The organism is Streptomyces sp. NPDC045956, assembly GCF_056430705.1.
Map to the genome: position 1 here is coordinate 22,091 of NZ_JBWKKZ010000008.1, position 22,257 is coordinate 44,347.

General features: G+C 72.6%; 22 protein-coding genes. 18 read left to right on the plus strand and 4 right to left on the minus strand.

Annotation, left to right across the window (positions count from 1 at the left end):
- Nucleotides 1-484 precede the first annotated feature (484 nt).
- From AC07FV_RS21525 to AC07FV_RS21580, 12 genes are all read left to right on the plus strand, one after another.
- On the plus strand, nucleotides 485-2,134 hold the full coding sequence (locus AC07FV_RS21525; RefSeq protein ID WP_458417435.1) for a CTP synthase: 1,650 nt from the start codon (nucleotides 485-487) through the stop codon (nucleotides 2,132-2,134).
- 86 nt (nucleotides 2,135-2,220) lie between these two features.
- On the plus strand, nucleotides 2,221-2,856 hold the full coding sequence (locus tag AC07FV_RS21530) for an NUDIX domain-containing protein (RefSeq protein WP_479088961.1): 636 nt from the start codon (nucleotides 2,221-2,223) through the stop codon (nucleotides 2,854-2,856).
- 297 nt (nucleotides 2,857-3,153) lie between these two features.
- A complete protein-coding gene (locus AC07FV_RS21535) occupies nucleotides 3,154-5,181 on the plus strand; it encodes a tetratricopeptide repeat protein (RefSeq protein WP_479088962.1) in 2,028 nt (675 codons plus the stop codon).
- Nucleotides 5,182-5,313: 132 nt separating this feature from the next.
- Nucleotides 5,314-6,438: an alanine dehydrogenase gene (ald, locus tag AC07FV_RS21540; RefSeq protein ID WP_479088963.1), complete on the plus strand. Its 1,125-nt coding sequence runs from the start codon at nucleotides 5,314-5,316 to the stop codon at nucleotides 6,436-6,438.
- A gap of 424 nt (nucleotides 6,439-6,862) precedes the next feature.
- Entirely contained in the window at nucleotides 6,863-7,990 is a 1,128-nt protein-coding gene (locus AC07FV_RS21545) for a ParA family protein (RefSeq protein ID WP_479088964.1), read from the plus strand.
- A complete protein-coding gene (locus AC07FV_RS21550) occupies nucleotides 7,975-8,541 on the plus strand; it encodes a hypothetical protein (protein ID WP_383648516.1) in 567 nt (188 codons plus the stop codon). Before AC07FV_RS21545 ends, AC07FV_RS21550 begins: the two co-directional genes overlap by 16 nt.
- Nucleotides 8,542-8,559: 18 nt before the next feature.
- Nucleotides 8,560-9,747, plus strand: a complete 1,188-nt coding sequence (locus AC07FV_RS21555) for a segregation and condensation protein A (RefSeq protein ID WP_479088965.1) — start codon at nucleotides 8,560-8,562, stop codon at nucleotides 9,745-9,747.
- Nucleotides 9,744-10,397, plus strand: a complete 654-nt coding sequence (gene scpB / locus AC07FV_RS21560; protein ID WP_479088966.1) for an SMC-Scp complex subunit ScpB — start codon at nucleotides 9,744-9,746, stop codon at nucleotides 10,395-10,397. Before AC07FV_RS21555 ends, scpB begins: the two co-directional genes overlap by 4 nt.
- Complete coding sequence (locus AC07FV_RS21565) at nucleotides 10,397-11,512, plus strand: pseudouridine synthase (RefSeq protein WP_479088967.1); 1,116 nt, start codon at nucleotides 10,397-10,399, stop codon at nucleotides 11,510-11,512. The genes scpB and AC07FV_RS21565 overlap by 1 nt, the downstream gene beginning before the upstream one ends.
- Nucleotides 11,513-11,573: 61 nt before the next feature.
- Nucleotides 11,574-12,293, plus strand: coding sequence for an NUDIX hydrolase (locus AC07FV_RS21570; RefSeq protein WP_479088968.1), 720 nt, complete (start codon nucleotides 11,574-11,576; stop codon nucleotides 12,291-12,293).
- A complete protein-coding gene (locus tag AC07FV_RS21575; RefSeq protein ID WP_479088969.1) occupies nucleotides 12,290-13,312 on the plus strand; it encodes an ADP-ribosylglycohydrolase family protein in 1,023 nt (340 codons plus the stop codon). The genes AC07FV_RS21570 and AC07FV_RS21575 overlap by 4 nt, the downstream gene beginning before the upstream one ends.
- Before the next feature lie 4 nt (nucleotides 13,313-13,316).
- Complete coding sequence (locus AC07FV_RS21580) at nucleotides 13,317-14,069, plus strand: nucleotidyltransferase domain-containing protein (protein ID WP_479088970.1); 753 nt, start codon at nucleotides 13,317-13,319, stop codon at nucleotides 14,067-14,069.
- Here AC07FV_RS21580 and AC07FV_RS21585 read toward each other — a convergent pair.
- Together AC07FV_RS21585 and AC07FV_RS21590 are read right to left on the minus strand one after the other, a co-directional pair.
- On the minus strand, nucleotides 13,995-14,738 hold the full coding sequence (locus tag AC07FV_RS21585; RefSeq protein ID WP_479088971.1) for a nucleotidyltransferase domain-containing protein: 744 nt from the start codon (nucleotides 14,736-14,738) through the stop codon (nucleotides 13,995-13,997). The genes AC07FV_RS21580 and AC07FV_RS21585 overlap by 75 nt on opposite strands.
- Before the next feature lie 23 nt (nucleotides 14,739-14,761).
- Entirely contained in the window at nucleotides 14,762-15,154 is a 393-nt protein-coding gene (locus AC07FV_RS21590; protein WP_479088972.1) for a Rieske (2Fe-2S) protein, read from the minus strand.
- A 152-nt stretch (nucleotides 15,155-15,306) separates the two neighbouring features.
- On the opposite strand from AC07FV_RS21590, the gene aroH reads away from it, so the two are divergent.
- The 5 genes from aroH to der all read left to right on the plus strand — a co-directional run bounded on the left by aroH (nucleotide 15,307) and on the right by der (nucleotide 19,763).
- Nucleotides 15,307-15,669 carry a chorismate mutase gene (gene aroH, locus AC07FV_RS21595; RefSeq protein WP_479088973.1) on the plus strand — a complete coding sequence of 121 codons (363 nt, stop codon included), beginning with the start codon at nucleotides 15,307-15,309 and terminating at the stop codon, nucleotides 15,667-15,669.
- Nucleotides 15,666-16,751 (plus strand): prephenate dehydrogenase, encoded by a 1,086-nt coding sequence (locus AC07FV_RS21600; RefSeq protein WP_479088974.1) that lies wholly within the window; start codon nucleotides 15,666-15,668, stop codon nucleotides 16,749-16,751. Before aroH ends, AC07FV_RS21600 begins: the two co-directional genes overlap by 4 nt.
- A gap of 112 nt (nucleotides 16,752-16,863) precedes the next feature.
- Nucleotides 16,864-17,559: a (d)CMP kinase gene (cmk, locus tag AC07FV_RS21605; protein WP_479088975.1), complete on the plus strand. Its 696-nt coding sequence runs from the start codon at nucleotides 16,864-16,866 to the stop codon at nucleotides 17,557-17,559.
- A gap of 62 nt (nucleotides 17,560-17,621) precedes the next feature.
- On the plus strand, nucleotides 17,622-18,209 hold the full coding sequence (locus tag AC07FV_RS21610) for a lysophospholipid acyltransferase family protein (protein WP_383648649.1): 588 nt from the start codon (nucleotides 17,622-17,624) through the stop codon (nucleotides 18,207-18,209).
- Nucleotides 18,210-18,284: 75 nt separating this feature from the next.
- Nucleotides 18,285-19,763, plus strand: coding sequence for a ribosome biogenesis GTPase Der (gene der / locus AC07FV_RS21615; protein WP_479088976.1), 1,479 nt, complete (start codon nucleotides 18,285-18,287; stop codon nucleotides 19,761-19,763).
- Between the two features lie 69 nt (nucleotides 19,764-19,832).
- Here the strand turns inward: der and AC07FV_RS21620 are convergent, their stop codons facing one another.
- Complete coding sequence (locus tag AC07FV_RS21620; protein WP_479088977.1) at nucleotides 19,833-20,120, minus strand: hypothetical protein; 288 nt, start codon at nucleotides 20,118-20,120, stop codon at nucleotides 19,833-19,835.
- 73 nt (nucleotides 20,121-20,193) lie between these two features.
- Nucleotides 20,194-21,006 (minus strand): hypothetical protein, encoded by an 813-nt coding sequence (locus tag AC07FV_RS21625; RefSeq protein WP_479088978.1) that lies wholly within the window; start codon nucleotides 21,004-21,006, stop codon nucleotides 20,194-20,196.
- Between the two features lie 389 nt (nucleotides 21,007-21,395).
- On the opposite strand from AC07FV_RS21625, the gene AC07FV_RS21630 reads away from it, so the two are divergent.
- Entirely contained in the window at nucleotides 21,396-22,223 is an 828-nt protein-coding gene (locus AC07FV_RS21630; protein WP_479089248.1) for a hypothetical protein, read from the plus strand.
- The last annotated feature ends 34 nt before the right edge of the window (nucleotides 22,224-22,257 follow it).

The window sequence follows — 22,257 nt, forward strand, 5'->3', positions numbered from 1 at the left end:
AGGGTGGGGTCAGGGGTCTGTGTCATCGTCGTTGAGCCATGAAGCAAAGCAGCCGTTCGGCCGGGAAGCCAAACGCTGTGCCGCAGACGTCAACCGTTTCTCAACGGACTGACGAGCTCTCGTTGTTCCGGTGCTGTCGGGCGGGGGGTGGTGCCGTGTCACCGGGGCGGTCTCGGCAGCGAACGTCCGAGCAGGATACGACGCACGTAGATGATCTGTGTGCCGCTCCGGGCAACCCGGGTCCGCCGAAGGGGTGACCGCCGGGTGAGGAAACGGTGAGCCGCGCGCCTGCGTGTCCGGTCGTGCGCGGAGCGTGGCCGGAAGCCATCGCCCCGAGGCGCTGTTACGCTGGTAGCCCGTGGACCGGTGGGAGAAAAACCCCGGAACCGCAGCGACGGCGCCGCCGACGACACCCCGGTACGACCGGGTCGGACGACGAACGCACCGCACCCCAGACCGCGACCACGGGAGCCCCCTCTTGGCCATGCCGCCCAAATCATCGACGACCAAGCACATCTTCGTCACCGGGGGTGTCGCCTCCTCGCTCGGCAAGGGGCTGACCGCCTCCAGCCTCGGCATGCTGCTCAAGGCACGGGGTCTGCGCGTCGTGATGCAGAAGCTCGACCCGTACCTCAATGTCGACCCTGGCACGATGAACCCCTTCCAGCACGGTGAGGTGTTCGTCACCAACGACGGCGCCGAGACCGACCTGGACATCGGCCACTACGAGCGTTTCCTCGACCGCGACCTCGACGGCTCCGCCAACGTCACCACCGGTCAGGTGTACAACACGGTGATCGCCAAGGAGCGGCGCGGCGAGTACCTGGGCGACACGGTCCAGGTCATCCCGCACATCACCAACGAGATCAAGCACCGCATCCGCCGCATGGCGACGGACGAGGTGGACGTCGTGATCACCGAGGTCGGCGGCACGGTCGGCGACATCGAGTCGCTGCCGTTCCTGGAGACCGTCCGTCAGGTCCGCCACGAGGTCGGCCGCGACAACGTCTTCGTGGTCCACATCTCGCTCCTGCCCTACATCGGCCCCTCGGGCGAGCTGAAGACCAAGCCGACCCAGCACTCCGTGGCGGCGCTGCGCAACATCGGTATCCAGCCGGACGCGATCGTGCTGCGCTGCGACCGCGAGGTGCCGACCGCGATCAAGCGCAAGATCTCCCTGATGTGCGACGTCGACGAGGCCGCGGTGGTGGCATGCCCCGACGCCCGCTCGATCTACGACATCCCCAAGACGGTGCACGGCGAGGGCCTGGACGCCTACGTCGTCCGCAAGCTGGACCTGCCGTTCCGCGACGTGGACTGGACGACCTGGGACGACCTGCTCGACCGCGTCCACAACCCCGACCACGAGATCGTCATGGCGCTGGTCGGCAAGTACATCGACCTGCCCGACGCCTACCTGTCGGTCACCGAGGCGCTGCGCGCGGGCGGTTTCGCCAACAAGGCCCGCGTGAAGATCAAGTGGGTCACCTCCGACGACTGCAAGACCCCGGCCGGCGCCCAGGCGCAGCTCGGCGACGTCGACGCGATCTGCATCCCGGGCGGCTTCGGCGAGCGCGGTGTCACGGGCAAGGTCGGCGCGATCAGGTACGCCCGCGAGAACGGCATCCCTCTGCTGGGCCTGTGCCTCGGGCTGCAGTGCATCGTGGTCGAGGCCGCGCGCAACCTGGCCGGTGTCGCGGACGCCAACTCCACCGAGTTCGACCCGGCCACCGCCCACCCGGTCGTCTCGACCATGGCCGAGCAGCTGGACATCGTGGCCGGCGAGGGCGACATGGGCGGCACGATGCGGCTCGGCATGTACCCGGCCAAGCTGGCCGAGGGCTCCATCGTCCGCGAGGTCTACGACGGCAAGGAGTACGTCGAGGAGCGGCACCGCCACCGCTACGAGGTGAACAACGCCTACCGCGCGGAGCTGGAGAAGAAGGCGGGCATCGTCTTCTCCGGCACCTCCCCGGACGGCAAGCTCGTCGAGTACGTCGAGTACCCGCGCGAGGTCCACCCCTACCTGGTCGCCACGCAGGCGCACCCGGAGCTGCGCTCGCGCCCGACCCGCCCGCACCCGCTCTTCGCCGGGCTGGTCAAGGCCGCGGTCGAGCGGAAGACGTCGAAGTAACACACCAGTTGTACGGTGGCCGGGGCACGCGCATTCAGCGGCGCGTGCCCCGGCTTTTCGCGTACGTCTGGAAGGGCAGGTCAGGCATGACGGGCAGCAGCATCAAGGACATCCCCGAGGAGTGGGAGGTCCGGGGCACACGGACCCCGTTCCAGGGCAACAAGACCGCCGTCCGCCAGGACGACGTGGTCATGCCCGACGGCTCCGTGGCGACCCGCGACTACCAGGTCCACCCCGGCTCCGTGGCCGTCCTCGCCCTGGACGACGAGGGACGGGTGCTGGTCCTGCGGCAGTACCGCCACCCGGTGCGCGAGAAGCTGTGGGAGATCCCGGCGGGCCTGCTCGACGTCCCCGGCGAGAACCCGCTGCACGCCGCCCAGCGCGAGCTGTACGAAGAGGCCCACGTCAAGGCCGAGGACTGGCGGGTGCTGACCGACGTCTACACCACCCCCGGCGGCTGCGACGAGGCCGTGCGGATCTTCCTCGCCCGGAACCTGTCCGAGGCCGAGGGCGCGCGCTTCGAGGTCGAGGACGAAGAGGCCGACATGGAGCTGGCGCGGGTGCCCGTCGCGGACCTGGTCCGTGGGGTGCTCGCGGGCGAGCTGCACAACAACTGCCTGGTCGTGGGCGTGCTGTCGCTGGTCGCGGCCGAGCGGGGGGACGGGCTGGACGCCCTGCGCCCGGCGGAGGCGCCGTGGCCGGCGCGGCCGTTCGAGGCCTGACACCCAGCCGCTCCCGGGGTCGGCCCTCCCCGGCCCCGGGGCCCGGACCCACCCGCCGAAGGCCCGGACCCACCCGCCGGAGGCCCGGACCCACCCGCCGGAGGCCCGGACCCACCCGCCGGATGCCCGGAGCCGCAGCCGAGGCGCCCTCCGTAATGTGACCATCGGTTGATCCGATCGGGGGACGTGCCCGCCGCGCTCCGCCGGGAACGTAGCAGAGCGTGAACTAGGCTCGGGAAACGCCCGAACCGGGGTTCCGGCGGGCGCCGACGTGCGGTGGGATCGGGAGTGTGGCCCGTGACGGATCAGGCGGTGGACACGGACGGTGTACGGCTGTCGGAGGACGTGGCCGAGGAGAATCGGTTCCTGGGCCGCGACCGCGAGCTGAAGGCGCTGCGCGCCGACATCGAGCGCGCGGGCCTGGACACCCTCTCCGGCCGCAAGGCCCCCCGCGCGCGCGTGCTGCTCATCGCCGGCCGTCCCGGCTCGGGCCGCACCTCGCTCGCCGAGCAACTGGTCGCCCGGGTCGCGGACGCCTACCCCGACGGTGTGCTGCGCGCCCGCCTGAGCGAGCCGGACGGCACGCGCGTGCCCGTCGCGCGGCTCGCCGGGGAACTGCTCACCGAGCTGGACCGGCCGGCCCCGCCCGGCGCCGACGAGGACGACCTCACCGAGGCCCTGCGCGCCGCCCTCGCCGACCGCAGGGTGCTGCTCCTGCTCGACGACGCGGCCGACGCGGAGCAGGTCGACGCCCTGCTGCCGGACAGCCCGCACTGCCTGGCCGTCACCGTCGCCGAAGGCCCGCTGACCGGCATCGCGGACGTCCGGCCGTGCACGCTGGGCGGGATGGACACCAAGTCGGCCATGGAGCTGCTGTCCCGGCACACCGGCTCGGTCCGCATCACCGTCGACCCCCGGGCCGCCGAGCAGCTGGTCGAGGTCTGCCAGGCGCAGCCCGCCGCGCTGACCCTGGCCGGCGGCTGGCTCGCCGCCCGCCCCCAGGCGGCCGTCGCCGACCTCGCCAAGCACGTGCACGCCGAGGGCGACGAGGGGACACCGCTCGGCCGCGTCTTCCGCCTGGTCTACGCGTCCCTGCCCAGCACCGCCGCCCGGATGCTGCGGCTGCTCTCCCTCGCCCCGGCCGGCCTGGTCGACCCGCACACCGCGTCCGCGCTGGCCGGCTGCTCGGTGCACGGCGCGCGGACCACCCTGGACGACTTCGTCGCCCTCGGCGTGCTGCGCGCGGTCGACTCCCCGCTGCCCGAGTACGTGGTCCCCGGCTGCCTGCACGCCTTCCTGCGCAGACTCGCCACCACCCACGACCGGCCCGCCGAGCTCCAGCTCGCCCGCGCCCGCATGCTGGAGCGGACGGTACGCCTGCTCCAGTCCTGCCGGGCGGTCACCGAGACCGACAGCCCCCAGGCCCGCGAGAAGCTGCTGACCCTGCCCCCCGCCCTGCGCTTCCCCACCCCGAGGGCCGCCGCCGAATGGCTGGGCGTCCGGCGGCCCGCGCTGCTGGCCGCGGCCCGCCTCGCGGTCGCCGACGGGGAGCTGGACACCCTGGCCCGGCGGCTGATGTCCCAGCTGGTGCGTGCCATGGTGGCCCACTTCGGCACCCAGGCGGCCGCCCCCGACCTGTACGGCATCCACCGCCTCGTCCTCGACGTGGCCGAGCGGCGCGAGCTGCCCCGTGAGAAGGCGGCGGCCCTGCTCAACCTGGCCGACCTGGACGCCCGCACCGGCCGTACCGCCGAGGCCCTGGCGCGCTACCGGGCCGCGCTGGACGCCGGACGGGAGGCGGAGGACCCGTACGCGACCGCCCGCGCGATGGAATCCGTGGGCGGAGCCCACCTGGAGCTGGGCGACTACGACCGGGCCGCCGACTGGTTCGGCCGGGCCCTCGCCCAGCGGCTCGCCCGGGACGAGCGCGCCGACGCCGCCCGCGTCTACGGCCGCCTCGCCACCGCCCACACCTACGCCGGCCGCTACGGCGAGGCGCTGCGGGGCTGGCGCGCGGCGGCCGCCGGGTACCGCAGGTCCGGTGATGTGGCCGCGCACGCGCGGGCGTTGAGCGAACTGGCCCGCGTCCAGGAGTACGCGGGGCGCCCCGAGGAGTCGCTGCGCACCTGCCGGGAAGCCGTCGACTGGGCCCGCCGGGCCGAGGACGACCGGCTCCAGGCCGCGCTGCACCTGCGGCTGGCCGACACCCTCGACCGGCTCGGCGACCCCACGGCGGCGGGCCTGGAGCGGAGCGCTGCCGATCGCATGTTGAGGGAAGATCCCGCCGAGGCCTGCGAAATCCGCAGCGCTTCGACTGAAGATTGATGCTTTGAAAGGCTAGACAGCGGGAACACCTTCATTAGACTGGCTCTGCCGCACGTTCTTGCGGTCCCTCCCGTTGTGCTCCCGTGTGCGCGGGTATGTGTAGTAATAGACCCATCCTCTGAGCCAAGGACCGTGATCGACGTGAAGGTCGGTATCCCCCGCGAGGTCAAGAACAACGAGTTCCGGGTGGCCATCACCCCCGCCGGCGTCCACGAGCTGGTGCGCCACGGTCACCAGGTCGTCGTCGAGCGCGACGCCGGTGTCGGTTCCTCGATCCCCAACGAGGAGTACGTCGCCGCCGGCGCGCGGATACTCGACACCGCCGACGAGGTCTGGGCAACCGCCGACCTGCTGCTCAAGGTCAAGGAGCCCATCGCGGAGGAGTACCACCGCCTCCGCAAGGACCAGACGCTCTTCACCTACCTGCACCTGGCCGCCTCCAAGGAGTGCACGGACGCGCTCATCGGGTCCGGCACCACCGCGATCGCCTACGAGACCGTCGAGACGCCGAACCGCGCGCTGCCGCTGCTCGCCCCGATGTCCGAGGTCGCGGGCCGGCTGGCCCCCCAGGTGGGCGCCTACCACCTGATGGCCGCCAACGGCGGGCGCGGTGTGCTGCCCGGCGGTGTCCCCGGCGTGCTGGCCGGCAAGGCCGTCGTCATCGGCGGCGGTGTCTCCGGCTGGAACGCGGCGCAGATCGCCATCGGCATGGGCTTCCACGTGACCCTGCTCGACAAGGACATCAACAAGCTCAAGGAAGCCGACAAGATCTTCGGTACGAAGATCCAGACCGTCGTCTCCAACGCCTTCGAGCTGGAGAAGGCCTGCCTGGAGGCCGACCTCGTGATCGGTGCGGTGCTGATCCCCGGCGCCAAGGCCCCGAAGCTGGTCACCAACGAGCTGGTCTCCCGGATGAAGCCCGGGAGTGTCCTTGTCGACATCGCGATCGACCAGGGCGGCTGCTTCGAGGACTCCCACCCGACCACGCACGCCGAGCCGACCTTCCCGGTCCACAACTCGGTCTTCTACTGCGTCGCCAACATGCCCGGCGCGGTGCCGAACACCTCCACCTACGCGCTGACCAACGCCACGCTGCCGTACATCGTCGAGCTGGCGAACCGCGGCTGGGCCGAGGCGCTGCGCCGCGACCCCGCGCTGGCCAAGGGCCTCAACACCCATGACGGCAAGGTCGTGTACAAGGAGGTCGCCGAGGCGCACGGGCTGGAGCACGTCGAGCTGGCGACCCTCCTCGCCTGAGGCCGCCCGCCGACGGCCAGGCCGGTAAATCGGCCAAGTCGGTGACCGGCAAAGGCGATACGTCAACAGTCGCCGTCAACCCCACACACCCGGCCGGACCTTGCCCGACAAGGTCCGGCCGGGTGTGTGTATGGTCACTTTGCGATTCCTGGCCAACTCGCCTCGAACGTAACGCTTCAACCGATTCGCGCACCGGTGAAACCTGCTGTGCGACGGCCGTACGCCCTTGACAGAGGGTTGTTTCATTGCCGACACATCGGGCCGGGTCCGGCGGATTGTGTTGCTGCGGACGCCCGACACGCCATAGAGTCGCCGAACGTCGGCATGGTGCCACGCTGACCTGTCTAGAAGTTTCCTGGTCACCAAGGAGGTAAGACGACTTGTGAATGAGTCGACATTTACTCCCGGGGGTGGTCAACCAGGAATGTCTGTACGGGCCGAGAGCCCCGGGCGTCTCGAGGCTGTCGGCTCCGTCGCTGTACGCACCTTCGCAGCCCACCAGAGTCCGCAGGCAACTCAGACAGCACACATGAGTATGGATGGCCAACACGTGAACGCCATGGCCGGCGACGGAAGTGGCGCGCCCCGCAACCACTTCGCCGACTACGACGAACTGCCCGAGGGGCACTTCTACGATCCGGACGCGGAGTACGAGCCCGATCCCGAGTACGCGGCCACGCTCGCGCCCGACGCGGCGCGCCAGCGCCGTGAGCGCGTCGGTCCGACCGGACGCCCGCTGCCGTACTTCCCGATCCCGGGCCCGCTGACCGATCACGGCCCCGCGAAGATCATCGCGATGTGCAACCAGAAGGGCGGCGTCGGCAAGACCACGTCGACCATCAACCTGGGTGCCGCGCTCGCCGAGTACGGGCGCCGGGTGCTGCTCGTCGACTTCGACCCGCAGGGCGCGCTGTCGGTCGGTCTCGGCGTCAACCCGATGGAGCTCGACCTCACCGTCTACAACCTGCTCATGGAGCGGGGCATGGCGGCCGACGAGGTGCTGCTGAAGACGGCGGTCCCCAACATGGACCTGCTGCCCAGCAACATCGACCTGTCGGCGGCCGAGGTGCAGCTGGTGAGCGAGGTCGCGCGCGAGTCCACGCTCCAGCGCGCGCTGAAGCCGCTGATGGACGACTACGACTACATCGTGATCGACTGCCAGCCCTCGCTCGGCCTGCTCACGGTCAACGCGCTGACCGCCGCGCACAAGGTGATCGTGCCCCTGGAGTGCGAGTTCTTCGCGCTGCGTGGAGTGGCACTGCTGACCGAGACGATCGAGAAGGTCCAGGAGCGGCTCAACCCCGACCTGGAGCTCGACGGCATCCTCGCCACGATGTACGACTCGCGCACGGTGCACAGCCGTGAGGTGCTCGCGCGTGTGGTGGAGGCCTTCGACGATCACGTCTACCACACGGTCATCGGACGCACGGTCCGCTTCCCGGAGACCACGGTCGCCGGTGAGCCGATCACCACGTACGCCTCGAACTCCGTCGGTGCCGCCGCCTACCGCCAGCTCGCCAGGGAGGTGCTCGCCCGGTGTCACGCCGAGTGAGTCTGCCGGGGGCCGACGAACTCTTCCGCACGACAGGGGGAACGGCGCTCCAGGCGTCCTCCCCGCGGCGACCGGCCAACGGGGAAGCCCGGGTGCCGGCGCCGGCGGGGGAGAGCGACCAGGCCGCCGCCGAGGACACACCGCACGCGGTGCCCGCGCGGGGCGGTGACGGCGAGGGCGCCGAGCACGCCGCGGCGGACGCGGAACCGGGCTCGGCGGGCGAGTCGCGCAGCCGGGGCGCCGAGCGCTCCCCACGGGGCTCCGGCCCCGACGCGGGCGCGCAGGAAGGTTCTGCCGCCCAGTCCCGCAAGCGCGGCCGGGCCGCCGCACGCCGTCCCAGCGGCCGTGAGCGCCACGACGAGAAGATCACCGTGTACGTCTCCGCCGAGGAGCTGATGGACCTGGAGCACGCCCGGCTGGTGCTCCGGGGCGAGCACGGACTGGCCGTCGACCGCGGCCGCATCGTCCGCGAGGCGGTCGCCGTGGTCCTCGCCGACCTGGAGACCCGCGGGGACGCCAGCATCCTCGTACGACGGCTGCGCGGGCGGTAGCGGTAGCCTGCGGGGGCCATGACCTCGAACGACGCCCCCCGCCCCGGTGCCCGCGCCGGCCGTCGGCGTGCGCTGGGGACGGGCCCGGGAGCGCCCCGGAGGACCACGTCGGCCCCGCCGCCCCCCGTGGTGCCCGACGAGGCGCCGCCGGGCTCCGTGAGCCCCGTCCCCGCCGGGGCGGAGGAAGCCGTTCCGGCGGCGGAGGACCGGCTGGCGAGCAGGCCTCCCGAGGACCCCGCCCGGGCGGCCCGCGGACCGGCGGCCCCCTCGGAGCCGGCCGGCACCCACTCGGAGGCCGTCGGGCCGCGGTACGGCCCCGAGAGCCCCGAGAGCCCCGAGAGCCTCGCCGGACCGGCCGAGGCGCCCCCCGCCCCCGCGGAGGGCGAGCCGGACGGAGGCGACGGTGTCTTCAAGGTGCGGCTCGCCAACTTCGAGGGCCCCTTCGACCTGCTCCTCCAGTTGATCTCCAAGCACAAGATGGACGTCACCGAGGTCGCGCTCTCCAAGGTGACCGACGAGTTCATGGCGCACATCCGCGCGCGGGGACCCGACTGGGACCTCGACGAGACGACCGAGTTCCTGGTGGTCGCGGCCACTCTGCTCGACCTCAAGGCGGCCCGGCTGCTGCCCGCCGCCGAGGTCGAGGACGAGGCCGACCTGGCGCTCCTGGAAGCCCGTGACCTGCTCTTCGCGAGGCTGCTCCAGTACCGCGCGTACAAGCAGATCGCGGAGATCTTCAACGAGCGGCTCGAGGCCGAGGCCCGCCGCTACCCCCGTACCGTCGGCCTGGAGCCCCATCACGCCGAGCTGCTGCCCGAGGTCGTCATCAGCATCGGGCCGGAGGGCTTCGCCAAGCTCGCCGTGAAGGCGATGCAGCCCAGGCCCAGGCCGCAGGTGTACGTCGAGCACATCCACGCGCCCCTGGTCAGCGTGCAGGAGCAGGCCGGGATCGTCGTCGCCCGGCTGCGGGAGCTGGGCGAGACCAGCTTCCGGGTGCTGGTCGAGGACACCGACGACACGCTGACGGTCGTGGCCCGCTTCCTGGCCCTGCTGGAGCTGTACCGGGAGAAGGCCGTCGCCCTGGACCAGGAGACCGCGCTGGGCGACCTGCTGGTCCGCTGGACCGGCGGGGACGGGGACGCCGAGCCGGTGGTGACCGACGAGTTCGACCGGCCGCCGGAGGCCGAGGAGGAGCGGAAGGCGTGAGCGACGAGACCACCGAGGCCCCGGGCGGGCCGGAGGCCGTCGCCGGCCTCGCACTCAAGCCCGCCCTGGAAGCCGTCCTCATGGTCGTGGACGAGCCCGCCACCGAGGAGCACCTCGCCCGGATACTCCGGCGGCCGCGGCGGCAGATCGCGGACGCGCTCCGCGAGCTGGCCGACGAGTACACCGTCCAGGGCCGCGGCTTCGAGCTGAGGGTCGTCGCGGGCGGCTGGCGCTTCTACAGCCGCCCCGCGTACGCCGCGGCCGTCGAGGGCTTCGTCCTGGACGGCCAGCACGCCCGCCTCACCCAGGCCGCCCTGGAGACCCTGGCCGTGGTCGCCTACCGCCAGCCGGTCAGCCGCAGCCGTGTCTCCGCCGTGCGCGGCGTGAACTGCGACGGTGTGATGCGCACCCTCCTCCAGAGGGGTCTGGTCGGGGAGGCGGGCACGGAACCCGAAACAGGTGCGATCCTGTACGTGACGACGAACTACTTCCTGGAGCGGATGGGCCTGCGCGGCCTGGACGAGCTCCCGGAGCTCGCGCCGTTCCTCCCGGAGGCCGCGGCGATCGAGGCGGAGACACTGGAAGGGGTCCCGTCGTTCGATCCGGACGCCCCGGATTCCGAGGACGCAGACGACAAGACGGAACTTTGATGCGAAGCAGCAGCGGCAGGAACAGCAGCGGAAACAACGGCGGGAGCCGTGGTGGCAACAGCGGCGGCCGCGGCGGGAGCGGCGGTGGCCGCGGGAACCCCCGCGGTGCCGGCGGCAACCGTGACGACAAGCAGGGCGGCCGTCCGAAGAAGCCGCGCCCGGAGGAGCGGCGCTACGACGTGGGCCCCGGCGCCACCCAGGACGGCCCGAAGTCGGGCCGCGGCCCCTCGGCCCGCGGTGGCGCCAAGGGCGGGCCGAAGAAGCCTCTCCAGCGGGGACGCTGGGTCCCGGCCACGTCCCGCGAGTACGAGGCGCGGGCCGAGGAGCGCAACCGGGAGCGGTACGCGGGCAAGAAGGACGTCAAGCTCCCCAAGACCTTCCCGGGCGCCGAGCAGGAGGGCGAGCGGCTCCAGAAGGTCCTCGCCCGCGCGGGCTACGGTTCCCGGCGCTCCTGCGAGGAGCTGATCGAACAGGCGCGCGTCGAGGTCAACGGCGAGATCGTCCTCGAGCAGGGCAAGCGGGTCGACCCGGAGAACGACGAGGTCAAGGTCGACGGCCTGACCGTCGCCACGCAGTCGTACCAGTTCTTCTCGCTCAACAAGCCCGCCGGTGTCGTCTCCACCATGGAGGACCCGGACGGCCGGCAGTGCCTCGGTGACTACGTCACCAACCGCGAGACCCGGCTCTTCCACGTCGGGCGGCTCGACACCGAGACCGAGGGCGTCATCCTGCTCACCAACCACGGTGAGCTGGCGCACCGCCTGACCCACCCGCGGTACGGCGTGAAGAAGACCTACCTCGCGCACATCGTGGGCCCGATCCCGCGCGACCTCGGCAAGCAGCTGAAGGACGGCATCCAGCTGGAGGACGGGTACGCGCGCGCGGACCACTTCCGGGTCGTGGAGCAGACCGGCAAGAACTACCTGGTCGAGGTCACCCTCCACGAGGGCCGCAAGCACATCGTCCGCCGGATGCTGGCGGAGGCGGGCTTCCCCGTCGACAAGCTGGTGCGCACCGCCTTCGGTCCGATCACGCTGGGCGACCAGAAGTCGGGCTGGCTGCGCCGGCTCTCCAACACGGAGGTCGGGATGCTGATGCAGGAGGTCGAGCTCTAGGGGTTGTTCCGGACACCCGCTCTCTTTATAGTCGTACTGACTATTAAGGGGGTGGGTGTTCGTGCACGGCTACGACAAGTACGCCTTCGAGCCCTTCGCCGTCACCGTCGATCTGGCCGTCCTCACGCTCCGCGCGGGCGCGCTGCACGTGCTGCTGGTCGAGCGGGGGCAGGAGCCGTACGCCGGCCGCTGGGCCCTGCCCGGCGGCTTCCTGCTGCCCGAGGAGTCGGCGGAGGCGGCGGCCCGGCGGGAGCTGGCCGAGGAGACCGGGCTGGCGGACGTCACCGGACTGCACCTGGAACAGCTGCGCACCTACAGCGAGCCGGACCGCGACCCGCGCATGCGGGTCGTGTCCGTGGCCTTCGCCGCGCTGCTGCCGGACCCTCCCGAACCGCAGGGCGGCGGTGACGCGGCCGAGGCCCGCTGGGTGCCGTACGACGCGGCCGTGGACCTCGCCTTCGACCACGGCCGGATCCTCGCCGACGCCCGGGACCGGGTCGGCGCCAAGCTGGAGTACACCTGCCTGGCCACCGCCTTCTGCCCGCCCGAATTCACGCTCGGCGAGCTCCAGCGGGTCTACGAGACGGTGTGGGGCAATCCCCTGGACCGGCCGAACTTCCGCCGCAAGGTCCTCGCCACCCCGGGCTTCGTCGAGCCCGTCCCGGGCGCCGCCCGTCTCACCGGAGGCCGCGGCAAGCCCGCCGCCGTCTACCGCGCCGGTCCGGCCACCGCCCTGCACCCGCCGCTGCTCCGCACCCCTCGGGAAGGACGCCCCGCATGACCACGACCACCGTCACCAAGCGCGCCGCCACCGGGGCGCTCACCGGGCTCGCCCTCGGGGACGCGCTGGGCTTCCCCACCGAGTTCAACGACGTCCCGTCGATCCTCGCCAAGTGCGGCCCCTGGCGGGAGATGGCGCTGCCCCGGCCGGCGATCGTCACCGACGACACACAGATGACGCTGGCGCTGGGGCAGGGGTTGCGGACGGCCATGAAACGGGGTGTCCTCGCGCCCGAAGGGATGGCGGATCCCGTACGACAGGAGTTCATCGCCTGGAACCGCTCACCGGAGAACAACCGCGCTCCGGGCAACACCTGCCTCCGGGCCTGCGAGCTCCTGGAACGAGGGGACCGCCCCTGGCAGGACGCTTCCCAGATCCACTCCAAGGGCTGCGGCGCCAACATGCGCGTAGCGCCCGTCGGACTCGTCCCCGGCCTGAGCGACGAACAGCGGGCAGGCGCCGCCCAGTTGCAGTCCGCGCTCACCCACGGGCACCCCACCGCGCTCGCCGCCTCCGACCTCACCGCGCACGCCGTGCGGCTGCTCGCCGAGGGCGCCGAGCCGACCGGGCTGGTCGGCCTGCTGCGGTCGTACGCCTACGACAACCGCACCCGCTACCACGAGCGCTGGCTCGGCGACCTGTGGACCCGCGCCCAGGACCCCACGCCGGAGCACTTCATCGCCCGCGGCTGGGACGAGTGCCTGGCGATACTCGACCGGCTGCAACGGGCCGTGCGCACCGTCTCGCCGGAGACCGACCCGTGCCTCGCCGTCGGAGAGGGCTGGATCGCCGAGGAGGCCATGGCGGCCGGGCTGCTCTGCTTCCTGCTCTTCGTCGACGAGCCGCTGACCGCCCTGCGCCGCGCCGCCTGCACCTCGGGCGACTCCGACTCCATCGCCTGCCTCGCGGGCGCCTTCGCGGGCGCGTACCTGGGCGCGGACGCCTGGCCCGCCGAGTGGGCCGACCGCATCGAGTACCGGACCGGCCTGCTGGCGCTCGGAGCGCTCTGGGACGCTTGAACGCATGATCGACGCCCTCGACATCGACCTGGCTCCCGTGGTGGCCGAACAGCCCTTCCCGCTGCTGTTCGCCACCGTCTCCGGCGCCCACCTCTACGGCTTCCCCTCCCGCGACTCGGACGTCGACCTGCGTGGCGTCCACCTGCTGCCCGCCGCCGACCTGGTCGGCCTGCGCGAGCCCGAGGAGACACGGTCGCGGATGTGGTACCGGGACGGCGTCGAGATGGACCTGGTCACACACGACCTGCGCAAGTTCGCGCGGCTGATGCTGCGGCGCAACGGCTACGTGCTGGAGCAGCTGCTCTCCCCGCTGGTCGTGCACACCACCGACGCCCACCGGGAGCTGGCCGCGCTCGCGCCGGGCGTCCTCACCAGCCACCACGCCCACCACTACCGGGGGTTCGCCGGCACCCAGTGGCGGCTGTTCGAGAAGACCGGTGAGCTGAAGCCGCTGCTCTACACCTTCCGGGTGCTGCTCACGGGCATCCACCTGATGCGCGCCGGCGAGGTGCAGCCGCACCTTCCCACGCTCCTCGGGGAGGTCGACGCGGCGCCGGGCTACCTGCCCGAACTGATCGCCGCCAAGGCCGAACGCGAGCACGGGGAAGCCGGTGTCGCCCACGCGCGCGTGCGGGCCGACGTGGAGAGGCTGCACGGCGTCCTGGACGAGACCGAGGCGGCGTCAGACCTGCCCGACGCCCCCACCGCGTACGACGCCCTGCACGACGTCGTCGTACGGATCCGGCTGGAGGGCTGAGGCGCGGCGGACGCGGACGAGGAAGTCCTCGACGCGGCGCCGGTCCGGCTCCTCGGGCAGCGGGCTGCACCGGGCCGCCTCCTCGCCCTCCCGCGTCAACCGGGCCATCCGGGACCCGACCTCCGGCCAGGACACCTCGCCGCGCTTCACCGCCAGCAGCGCCTCCCGGTGGTCGCCGACGTCGATCGTCAGGGTGCCGGTGCGCAGCAGGTCGCGGGCGGACGTCAGCAGCCGCAGCAGGTGCATCGCGTGCTTCCAGCGCGGGGCGCCGTGGGTGCGCACGTCGGCGTCCAGCTTGCGGCGCTGGCCGTGGGCGTAGCGGGTGAACGTCTCGTGGACCCGGCGGGAGAGGAACGCGTCGCGCAGGGCGAGCAGTTCGCGGCCGGTGTCGTCGACGTGCTCCACGAGCGGGGAGTGCAGGCACTCCAGGATGTTGGGGTTCGCGCGCAGCGCCAGCTCGCAGAAGCGCTCCAGCTCCCAGCTGAACTGCTCCTCGGCCGGTCCCTCCACGTGCGCCGGCGGCTTGTCGAAGCGCCAGAACAGGGGAGTGGGCGTGAGGTACACGCCCCGGCGGTCGGTGTCGCTCTCCTCCGTCGCCAGGCCGAAGGCGCGCGAGCCCATGACACAGGCGTAGATCGTGTGGTCGCGTACCAGGGTCTCGGGGCGCATGCGGGGGAGCGTACGCGGCGGCCTCACGCCAGGCGCACCGAATGCCCCTCCACCGTGATCTCCTTCGCGGGCAGCGGTTCGGTCGCCGGGCCCTGCTCCACCGCCCCGTCGGTGACGCTGAACCTGCTGCCGTGGCAGGGGCAGTCGATGGTGCCGTCCCGGACCTCCGACACCAGGCAGTTCTGGTGCGTGCAGACCGCCGAGAAGGCCCGGAACTCGCCCTGCCGCGGCTGGGTCACCACGATCTTCGCGGCGGTGAGGACCTTGCCGCCGCCGACCGGGATGTCACTCGTCGCCGCCAGTTCCTGCCCCGGCGACACGGTCGAGGAGCCGTCTTCGTCCTCGCCGCCGCAGCCGACGGCGAGGACCGCGCACGAGCAGAGGAGGACCGTACGGCGGGTGGGGCTGTGGGGCATGTCGTCGCTCCGGGGATCGCGGGGAGAGAGAAGAAGAGGGGTGCCGGGCCGGGCCCAGCGTCTCAGGACACGGGCGCCCGGGCCGGTACGCGGCGGGCTGACTACGCTGGACGGACCACAAACCGATACGCACGTCAGCAAGGAGCATCGCCGTGGCGGTACGAGCGGTCCGGGGCGCCGTCCAACTGGAGCGGGACGAAGCCGGACACATGGACGAGCAGGTCGCGGCCCTGCTGACCGCGGTCATGGAGCGCAACGACCTGACCGGCGACGACCTGATCAGCATCTGGTTCACGGCCACCCCCGACCTGCACAGCGACTTCCCGGCCGCCGCCGCCCGCAAGCTCGGCATCACCGACGTCCCGCTGATCTGCGCCCAGGAGCTGGACATCGAGGGCGCCATGCCCCGGGTCGTCCGGATCCTCGCGCACATCGAGTCGGACCGGCCCCGTGCCGAGATCACCCACGTCTACCTCGGCGCCGCCGCGGCCCTGCGCAAGGACATCGCCCAGTGAGAACCGCACTCGTCATCGGCACCGGCCTCATCGGCACCTCCGCCGCCCTCGCCCTCTCCCAGCGGGGCGTCACGGTGCACCTCACCGACCACGACCCCGAGCAGGCCCGGACGGCCGCCTCCCTGGGCGCCGGCACGGACGCGGCGCCGAGCGGACCCGTGGACCTCGCGATCGTCGCCGCCCCGCCCGCCCTGGTGGCCGACGTGCTCGCCGACGCCATGGCCCGCGGCGTCGCCCGCGGTTACATCGACGTGGCCAGTGTCAAGGGCGGCCCCCGGCGCGAGCTGGAGGCCCGTGGCCTGGACCTCTCCGCCTACATCGGTACGCACCCCATGTCCGGCCGGGAGAAGTCCGGCCCGCTGGCCGCCACCGCCGACCTCTTCGAGGGCCGCCCCTGGGTGCTGACCCCGACCCGGGACACCGACACCGAGGTGCTGAACCTCGCCCTGGAGCTGGTCTCGCACTGCCGTGCGGTGCCCGTGGTGATGGACGCGGACGCCCACGACCGCGCCGTGGCCCTCGTCTCCCACATGCCGCACCTGGTGTCCAGCATGGTCGCCGCCCGCCTGGAGCACGCCGAGGAGGCCGCCGTACGGCTGTGCGGGCAGGGCATCCGCGACGTGACCCGCATCGCCGCCTCCGACCCCCGGATGTGGATCGACATCCTCTCCGCCAACCCCGGGCCGGTCGCGGACCTGCTCACGGACGTCGCCGCCGACCTGGAGGAGACGGTGCGGGCCCTGCGCGCCCTGCAGTCCTCGGACGACGACAAGCGCCGCGAGGGCGGCACCGGCATCGCCGAGGTGCTGCGGCGCGGCAACGCCGGGCAGGTGCGGGTCCCGGGCAAGCACGGCAGCGCCCCCCGGCTCTACGAGACGGTGGCCGTCCTCATCGACGACCAGCCGGGCCAGCTGGCCCGCATCTTCGCGGACGCGGGACGGGCCGGGGTCAACATCGAGGACGTCCGCATCGAGCACGCGACCGGGCAGCAGGCGGGTCTGGTCCAGCTGATGGTCGAGCCGAAGACCGCCCCGGCGCTGACGGCGGCCCTGAGGGAGCGGGGCTGGGCGATCCGGCAGTGATCCCGGGGATCGGGCGCCTGTCGGAGGGGTCCCGGGGAGCCAGTAACCTGGTGCGGGGCGCATTCGTGTCCCGCACACCACTCACCGCACCGCACCAGGAAGGTGTCCCCTCGTGGAAAACGGCGCCGCCCCGACCGTCCCGGCCGTGATTGTCGCCATCGACGGCCCCTCCGGCACGGGCAAGTCGAGCACGTCGAAGGCCGTCGCCGCCCAGCTCGGCCTGAGCTACCTGGACACCGGCGCCCAGTACCGGGCGATCACGTGGTGGATGGTGACCAACGGCATCGACACCGACGACCCGCACGCGATCGCCGCCGCGGCCGGCAAGCCCGAGATCCTCTCCGGCACCGACCCCGCCGCCCCGACCATCACGGTCGACGGCACGGACGTGGCCGGCCCGATCCGCACCCAGGAGGTCACCTCCAAGGTCAGCGCGGTCAGCGCCGTCCCCGAGGTGCGGACCCGGATCACCGAGCTGCAGCGCACCATCGCCGCCGCCGCCCCGCTCGGCATCGTCGTCGAGGGCCGCGACATCGGCACGACCGTGCTGCCGGACGCCGACCTGAAGATCTTCCTCACCGCCTCCGCGGAGGCCCGCGCCGCCCGCCGCAGCGGCGAACTCAAGGGCGCCGACGTCAACGTCACCCGCGAGGCCCTGATCAAGCGGGACGCGGCCGACTCCAGCCGCAAGACCTCGCCGCTGGCGAAGGCCGGCGACGCGGTCGAGGTCGACACCACCGACCTCACCCTCGCGCAGGTCATCGAGTGCGTCGTCACCCTCGTCGAGGAGAAGCGGGCGGGGAAGTGACCGCAGTCTCCGTCCCGTCCGAGAAGGGCGCCGAGGTCGGGCGACGCATCGGCGTCGGCCTGATGTACGGGCTCTTCCGGCCGCGGGTGCTCGGCGCCTGGCGGGTGCCCGCCTCCGGCCCGGTGATCTACGCCGTCAACCACTCGCACAACGTCGACGGCCCGATGGTCATGGGCGTGGCGCCCCGGCCGACGCACTTCCTGATCAAGAAGGAAGCGTTCATCGGTCCGCTGGACCCCTTCCTGCTCGGCATCGGTCAGCTGAAGGTGGACCGCTCGACCGCCGACCGCACCGCCATCACCCAGGCGCTGGGCGTCCTGGAGAACGGCGGTGTGCTCGGCATCTTCCCGGAGGGCACCCGGGGCGAGGGCGACTTCGCCGCGCTGCGTGCCGGGCTCGCGTACTTCGCGGTCCGCAGCGGCGCGCCGATCGTCCCGGTCGCGGTGCTGGGCAGCTCCGACCGCCCCGGACGGCTGATAAAGGCGCTGCCTCCGCTGCGCTCGCGCATCGACGTCGTCTTCGGCGACCCCTTCGACGCGGGCGACGGCAGCGGGCGGCGCACCCGCAAGGCACTGGACGAGGCGACCGAACGCATCCAGAAGCAGCTCACCGCGCACCTGGAAAACGCCAGGCGCCTCACCGGGCGCTAGGCGACACTTGAGTAGTGGATCACCCGGAACTGGGGGTTTTCCACCGATCACCACGATGAACGAGGTACGGACTTCATGAACGACCACATCCACTCCGAGGGCTCGGGCGGGGAGCACGACCACGGGGCGCTCGGCGACGCCGAGTACGCGCAGTTCATGGAGCTCGCCGCGGAAGAGGGCTTCGACGTCGACGAGGTCGAGGGCGCGATCGAGGAGGCCGGGCACGGCCCGCTCCCCGTCCTCGCCGTCGTGGGCCGCCCCAATGTCGGCAAGTCGACCCTGGTGAACCGGATCATCGGCCGCCGCGAGGCCGTCGTCGAGGACAAGCCCGGCGTCACCCGCGACCGCGTCACCTACGAGGCCGAATGGGCCGGCCGCCGCTTCAAGGTCGTCGACACCGGCGGCTGGGAGCAGGACGTCCTCGGCATCGACGCCTCCGTGGCCGCGCAGGCCGAGTACGCGATCGAGGCCGCCGACGCGGTCGTCTTCGTCGTGGACGCCAAGGTCGGCGCCACCGACACCGACGAGGCGGTCGTCCGGCTGCTGCGCAAGGCCGGCAAGCCCGTGGTGCTGTGCGCCAACAAGGTGGACGGCCAGAGCGGCGAGGCCGACGCCTCCTACCTGTGGTCGCTGGGCCTCGGAGAGCCCCACCCGGTCTCCGCGCTGCACGGCCGCGGCACCGGCGACATGCTGGACAAGGTCCTGGAGGCCCTCCCCGAGGCCCCGGCGCAGACCTTCGGCACCGCCGTCGGCGGCCCGCGCCGCATCGCGCTGATCGGCCGTCCGAACGTCGGCAAGTCCTCCCTGCTGAACAAAGTGGCCGGCGAGGAGCGCGTCGTCGTCAACGAGCTGGCCGGCACCACCCGCGACCCCGTCGACGAGCTGATCGAGCTGGGCGGCGTGACCTGGAAGTTCGTCGACACGGCGGGCATCCGCAAGCGCGTCCACCTCCAGCAGGGCGCCGACTACTACGCCTCGCTGCGCACGGCCGCCGCCGTGGAGAAGGCGGAGGTCGCCGTCATCCTCATCGACGCCTCGGAGTCGATCTCGGTCCAGGACCAGCGGATCGTCACCATGGCCGTGGAGGCGGGGCGCGCGGTCGTCGTCGCCTACAACAAGTGGGACACCCTCGACGAGGAGCGCCGCTACTACCTGGAGCGGGAGATCGAGACGGAGCTCGGCCAGGTGGCGTGGGCGCCCCGGGTCAACGTCTCGGCGCAGACCGGCCGCCACATGGAGAAGCTGGTCCCCGCGATCGAGGCGGCCCTGGCCGGCTGGGAGACCCGCGTCCCGACGGGCCGGCTGAACGCCTTCCTCGGCGAGCTGGTCGCCGCCCACCCGCACCCGGTCCGGGGCGGCAAGCAGCCCCGCATCCTGTTCGGCACCCAGGCGGGCACCAAGCCCCCGCGGTTCGTGCTCTTCGCCTCCGGCTTCATCGAGGCGGGCTACCGGCGCTTCATCGAGCGCCGGCTGCGTGAGGAGTTCGGCTTCGAGGGCACGCCGATCCACATCTCGGTGCGGGTGCGCGAGAAGCGCGGCGCGAAGAAGAAGTAGCGGTCAGAAGCACGTACGAGAGAGGGCGCCCCCGACCGGGGGCGCCCTCTCTCGTCACTCAGGCTGCTGTCAGGCGCCTCTGCGGGGCGCCGGCGGCAGCGCGGCCGGTACGTGGTGCGTGCCGACGCGCTGCCACACCGACTGCTGGCCGACACGGGCGCTGTGGGCCCCCGCGCTGTAGGCGCTGTACGTGCCCCTGCTGCGCGGAATGCTCCTGAACGACGTGAACCCCAGCTCCTCCTCGCCGCTGCGATCGCCCGGCAGCGATCGGAAGGACCGGACGTACTCGGCGTAGAGCGCGTCGTAGATCGGTGTGGCCGAAGGGCCCTGGCGGTGGAAGGCGTCGTATGCGTACACGTATGTCCAAACGACACCGCGCGGGAAGGGATGCGGCCCGGACGGTGCCCGTCCGGCGCCCGGGGGGCCGGGGTCAGGTCCCGGCCAGCGGCAGCGCGGCCGCCACCAGCTGCCCGTTCGCCGCCGCCTTGTCCAGCGCGTCCCGCAGCAGGTCCTCGCGCGGCTGCCGTCCGATCGATCCCACGGGCGCCGCGAACATCAGCACCTGCTGGTGCTTGTTGGCCGCGGTGCGCCAGCCCTCGGTGACCTGGAGGGGCTGGTGCGCCTGCCACCAGGCCACCGGCCGGCCGCCGTTCGTCCCCGGCTGGAGCACCGCGTGCAGCTGGCCCATCGCGAGCAGGACCGACCAGCCGTGCAGCACGCCCGGCGCGGTGGTCAGCTCGATGACCGGCATGAAGCCCTGCTCGATGAGGAGCGGCAGGAAGTCGTCGCCGGCTCCCGTCGTGCCGGGCCGTGCGATGGGGGCGGTCGGCTCCACCACCAGGGCCGGGTGCAGCTCCCCGGCGATCAGGATCAGTCCGCTGGTGACCCCGAGCACGGCCTGCTCGGGCGCCGCCTGCTCGGGTGCGGCCCGCTCAGGTGCGGCCCGCTGGGGCTCGGGGCGGGCGTGGTCGGCGTTGATTGAGCGCACCGCCCCCTGGAGCTGCTCCTCGGTCACCTTGACGACCTGCGAGGGCAGGCAGCCGGCATGCGCGAAGGCGAGCACGGCCGTCTCCTCGCCGATGAAGAGGACGGTGCTGGTGCGCTCCTGCTCGCAGTCGCCCGGGGTGCGACAGGACGTGCAGTCGTAGCTGCCGGGGGCGGATTCCCCGGCGAGCAGGCGGTCGGCTTCTTCGTCGCCGATCTCGGCGCGTACGTCGTCGCTGACGTCGAGCATGCGCGGCACGGGTGGCTCCCTCGGGATGCGGTGCATGGCCGGACCGGGTGGCTCCCGGGCCGTGGTCCGGGCGGTCCCCGGCTCATGCAGAGACAACGGGCGATCCGTGGCCGGAGTCACGCCCATGGCCAAGGGAATCGAGCCGCGGGACACGGGCGGCCACCGCACGGCACGGAGCGCTCCGACACGGCCAAGTGGCATGTCATGGAGGGGTGTTGGGCTGGTGGGAGTGAGGTCGGTGACGGCGTTCCACAGTCGACATATCAGGAAATCAGTGAATGAACCGGGTGACCGGAAGTGCTGTGGCCGTGACCACATCGCAATCGGACACGGACAACCAAATGGCCGGGTTCCGGGTCTCACCGGACGACGAGAAGTCCAGGGAGGAACCGCACCGCATGACGCCCCCGGCCCCGCCGGCCGCTCCGCTCCGTGCCGACTGCGTCGGTGACTCCGCGGGTGGCCTCACCTTCGACGTCGCCGCGCTGGGGGACCCCCGGGCGGCCCTCCTCGTCCTGCGCCGCCGCGGCGCGCGAGGCGCCGCCGACGAGGTCGGGCTGCCGCTCGCGCCGGCCGCGGAGGGCCGGCTGCGCGCCGCGCTGCCCAGCAGCGTGTCCCTGCCCGAGGGGCGCTGGGACGCCTACGCGCGCGTGTCCGACGGTGCGCCGCGGCGCCTGGTGCCCGGCGTCACCGACCTGCGCCCGCTCGCCGACCGCACTCCCGGCGGACTGCTCGGCCACGTCGCCGTCCGCATCCCGTACGCCGACCGGCAGGGCAACCTCACCGTCCGCTCCTGGCTGCGCGCCCCGCACGCGGAGGCGGGGGAGCTGCACCCCACGGAGGACGGGCTGCGCGTGCGCGGGCGGGTGTACGGCACGCGGCTCGCCCCCGGCGCCCACGCCGAGCTGCGGCCCCGACCCGGCACCGGAGGGGGCGACGTCCTGCGGGTGGACGTCGCGGGCGACCGGGCGGACTTCGGCTTCACCCTGCCCTACGAGGCGCTGGCGCCCGGCGTGTGGGACCTGTGGCTGCGGCCCGCCGGTGAGTCCGGCCCGGTCGTGCGCCTCGCGAGGCTGCTGGACGACGTCGCCGACAAGCATCCGGTCCCCGCCTGTCCGCCCACGCGCGTGCGGACGCCGCACGGGGCCGTGGAGGCGGGGCCGTTCCACACCCGGGACAACGACCTGTCGGTGTCCGTCACCGCCCTGCCCGACTCGATCCGCTGAGGATCGCGGACCGATCCTGTCCGCGACGGAAGGC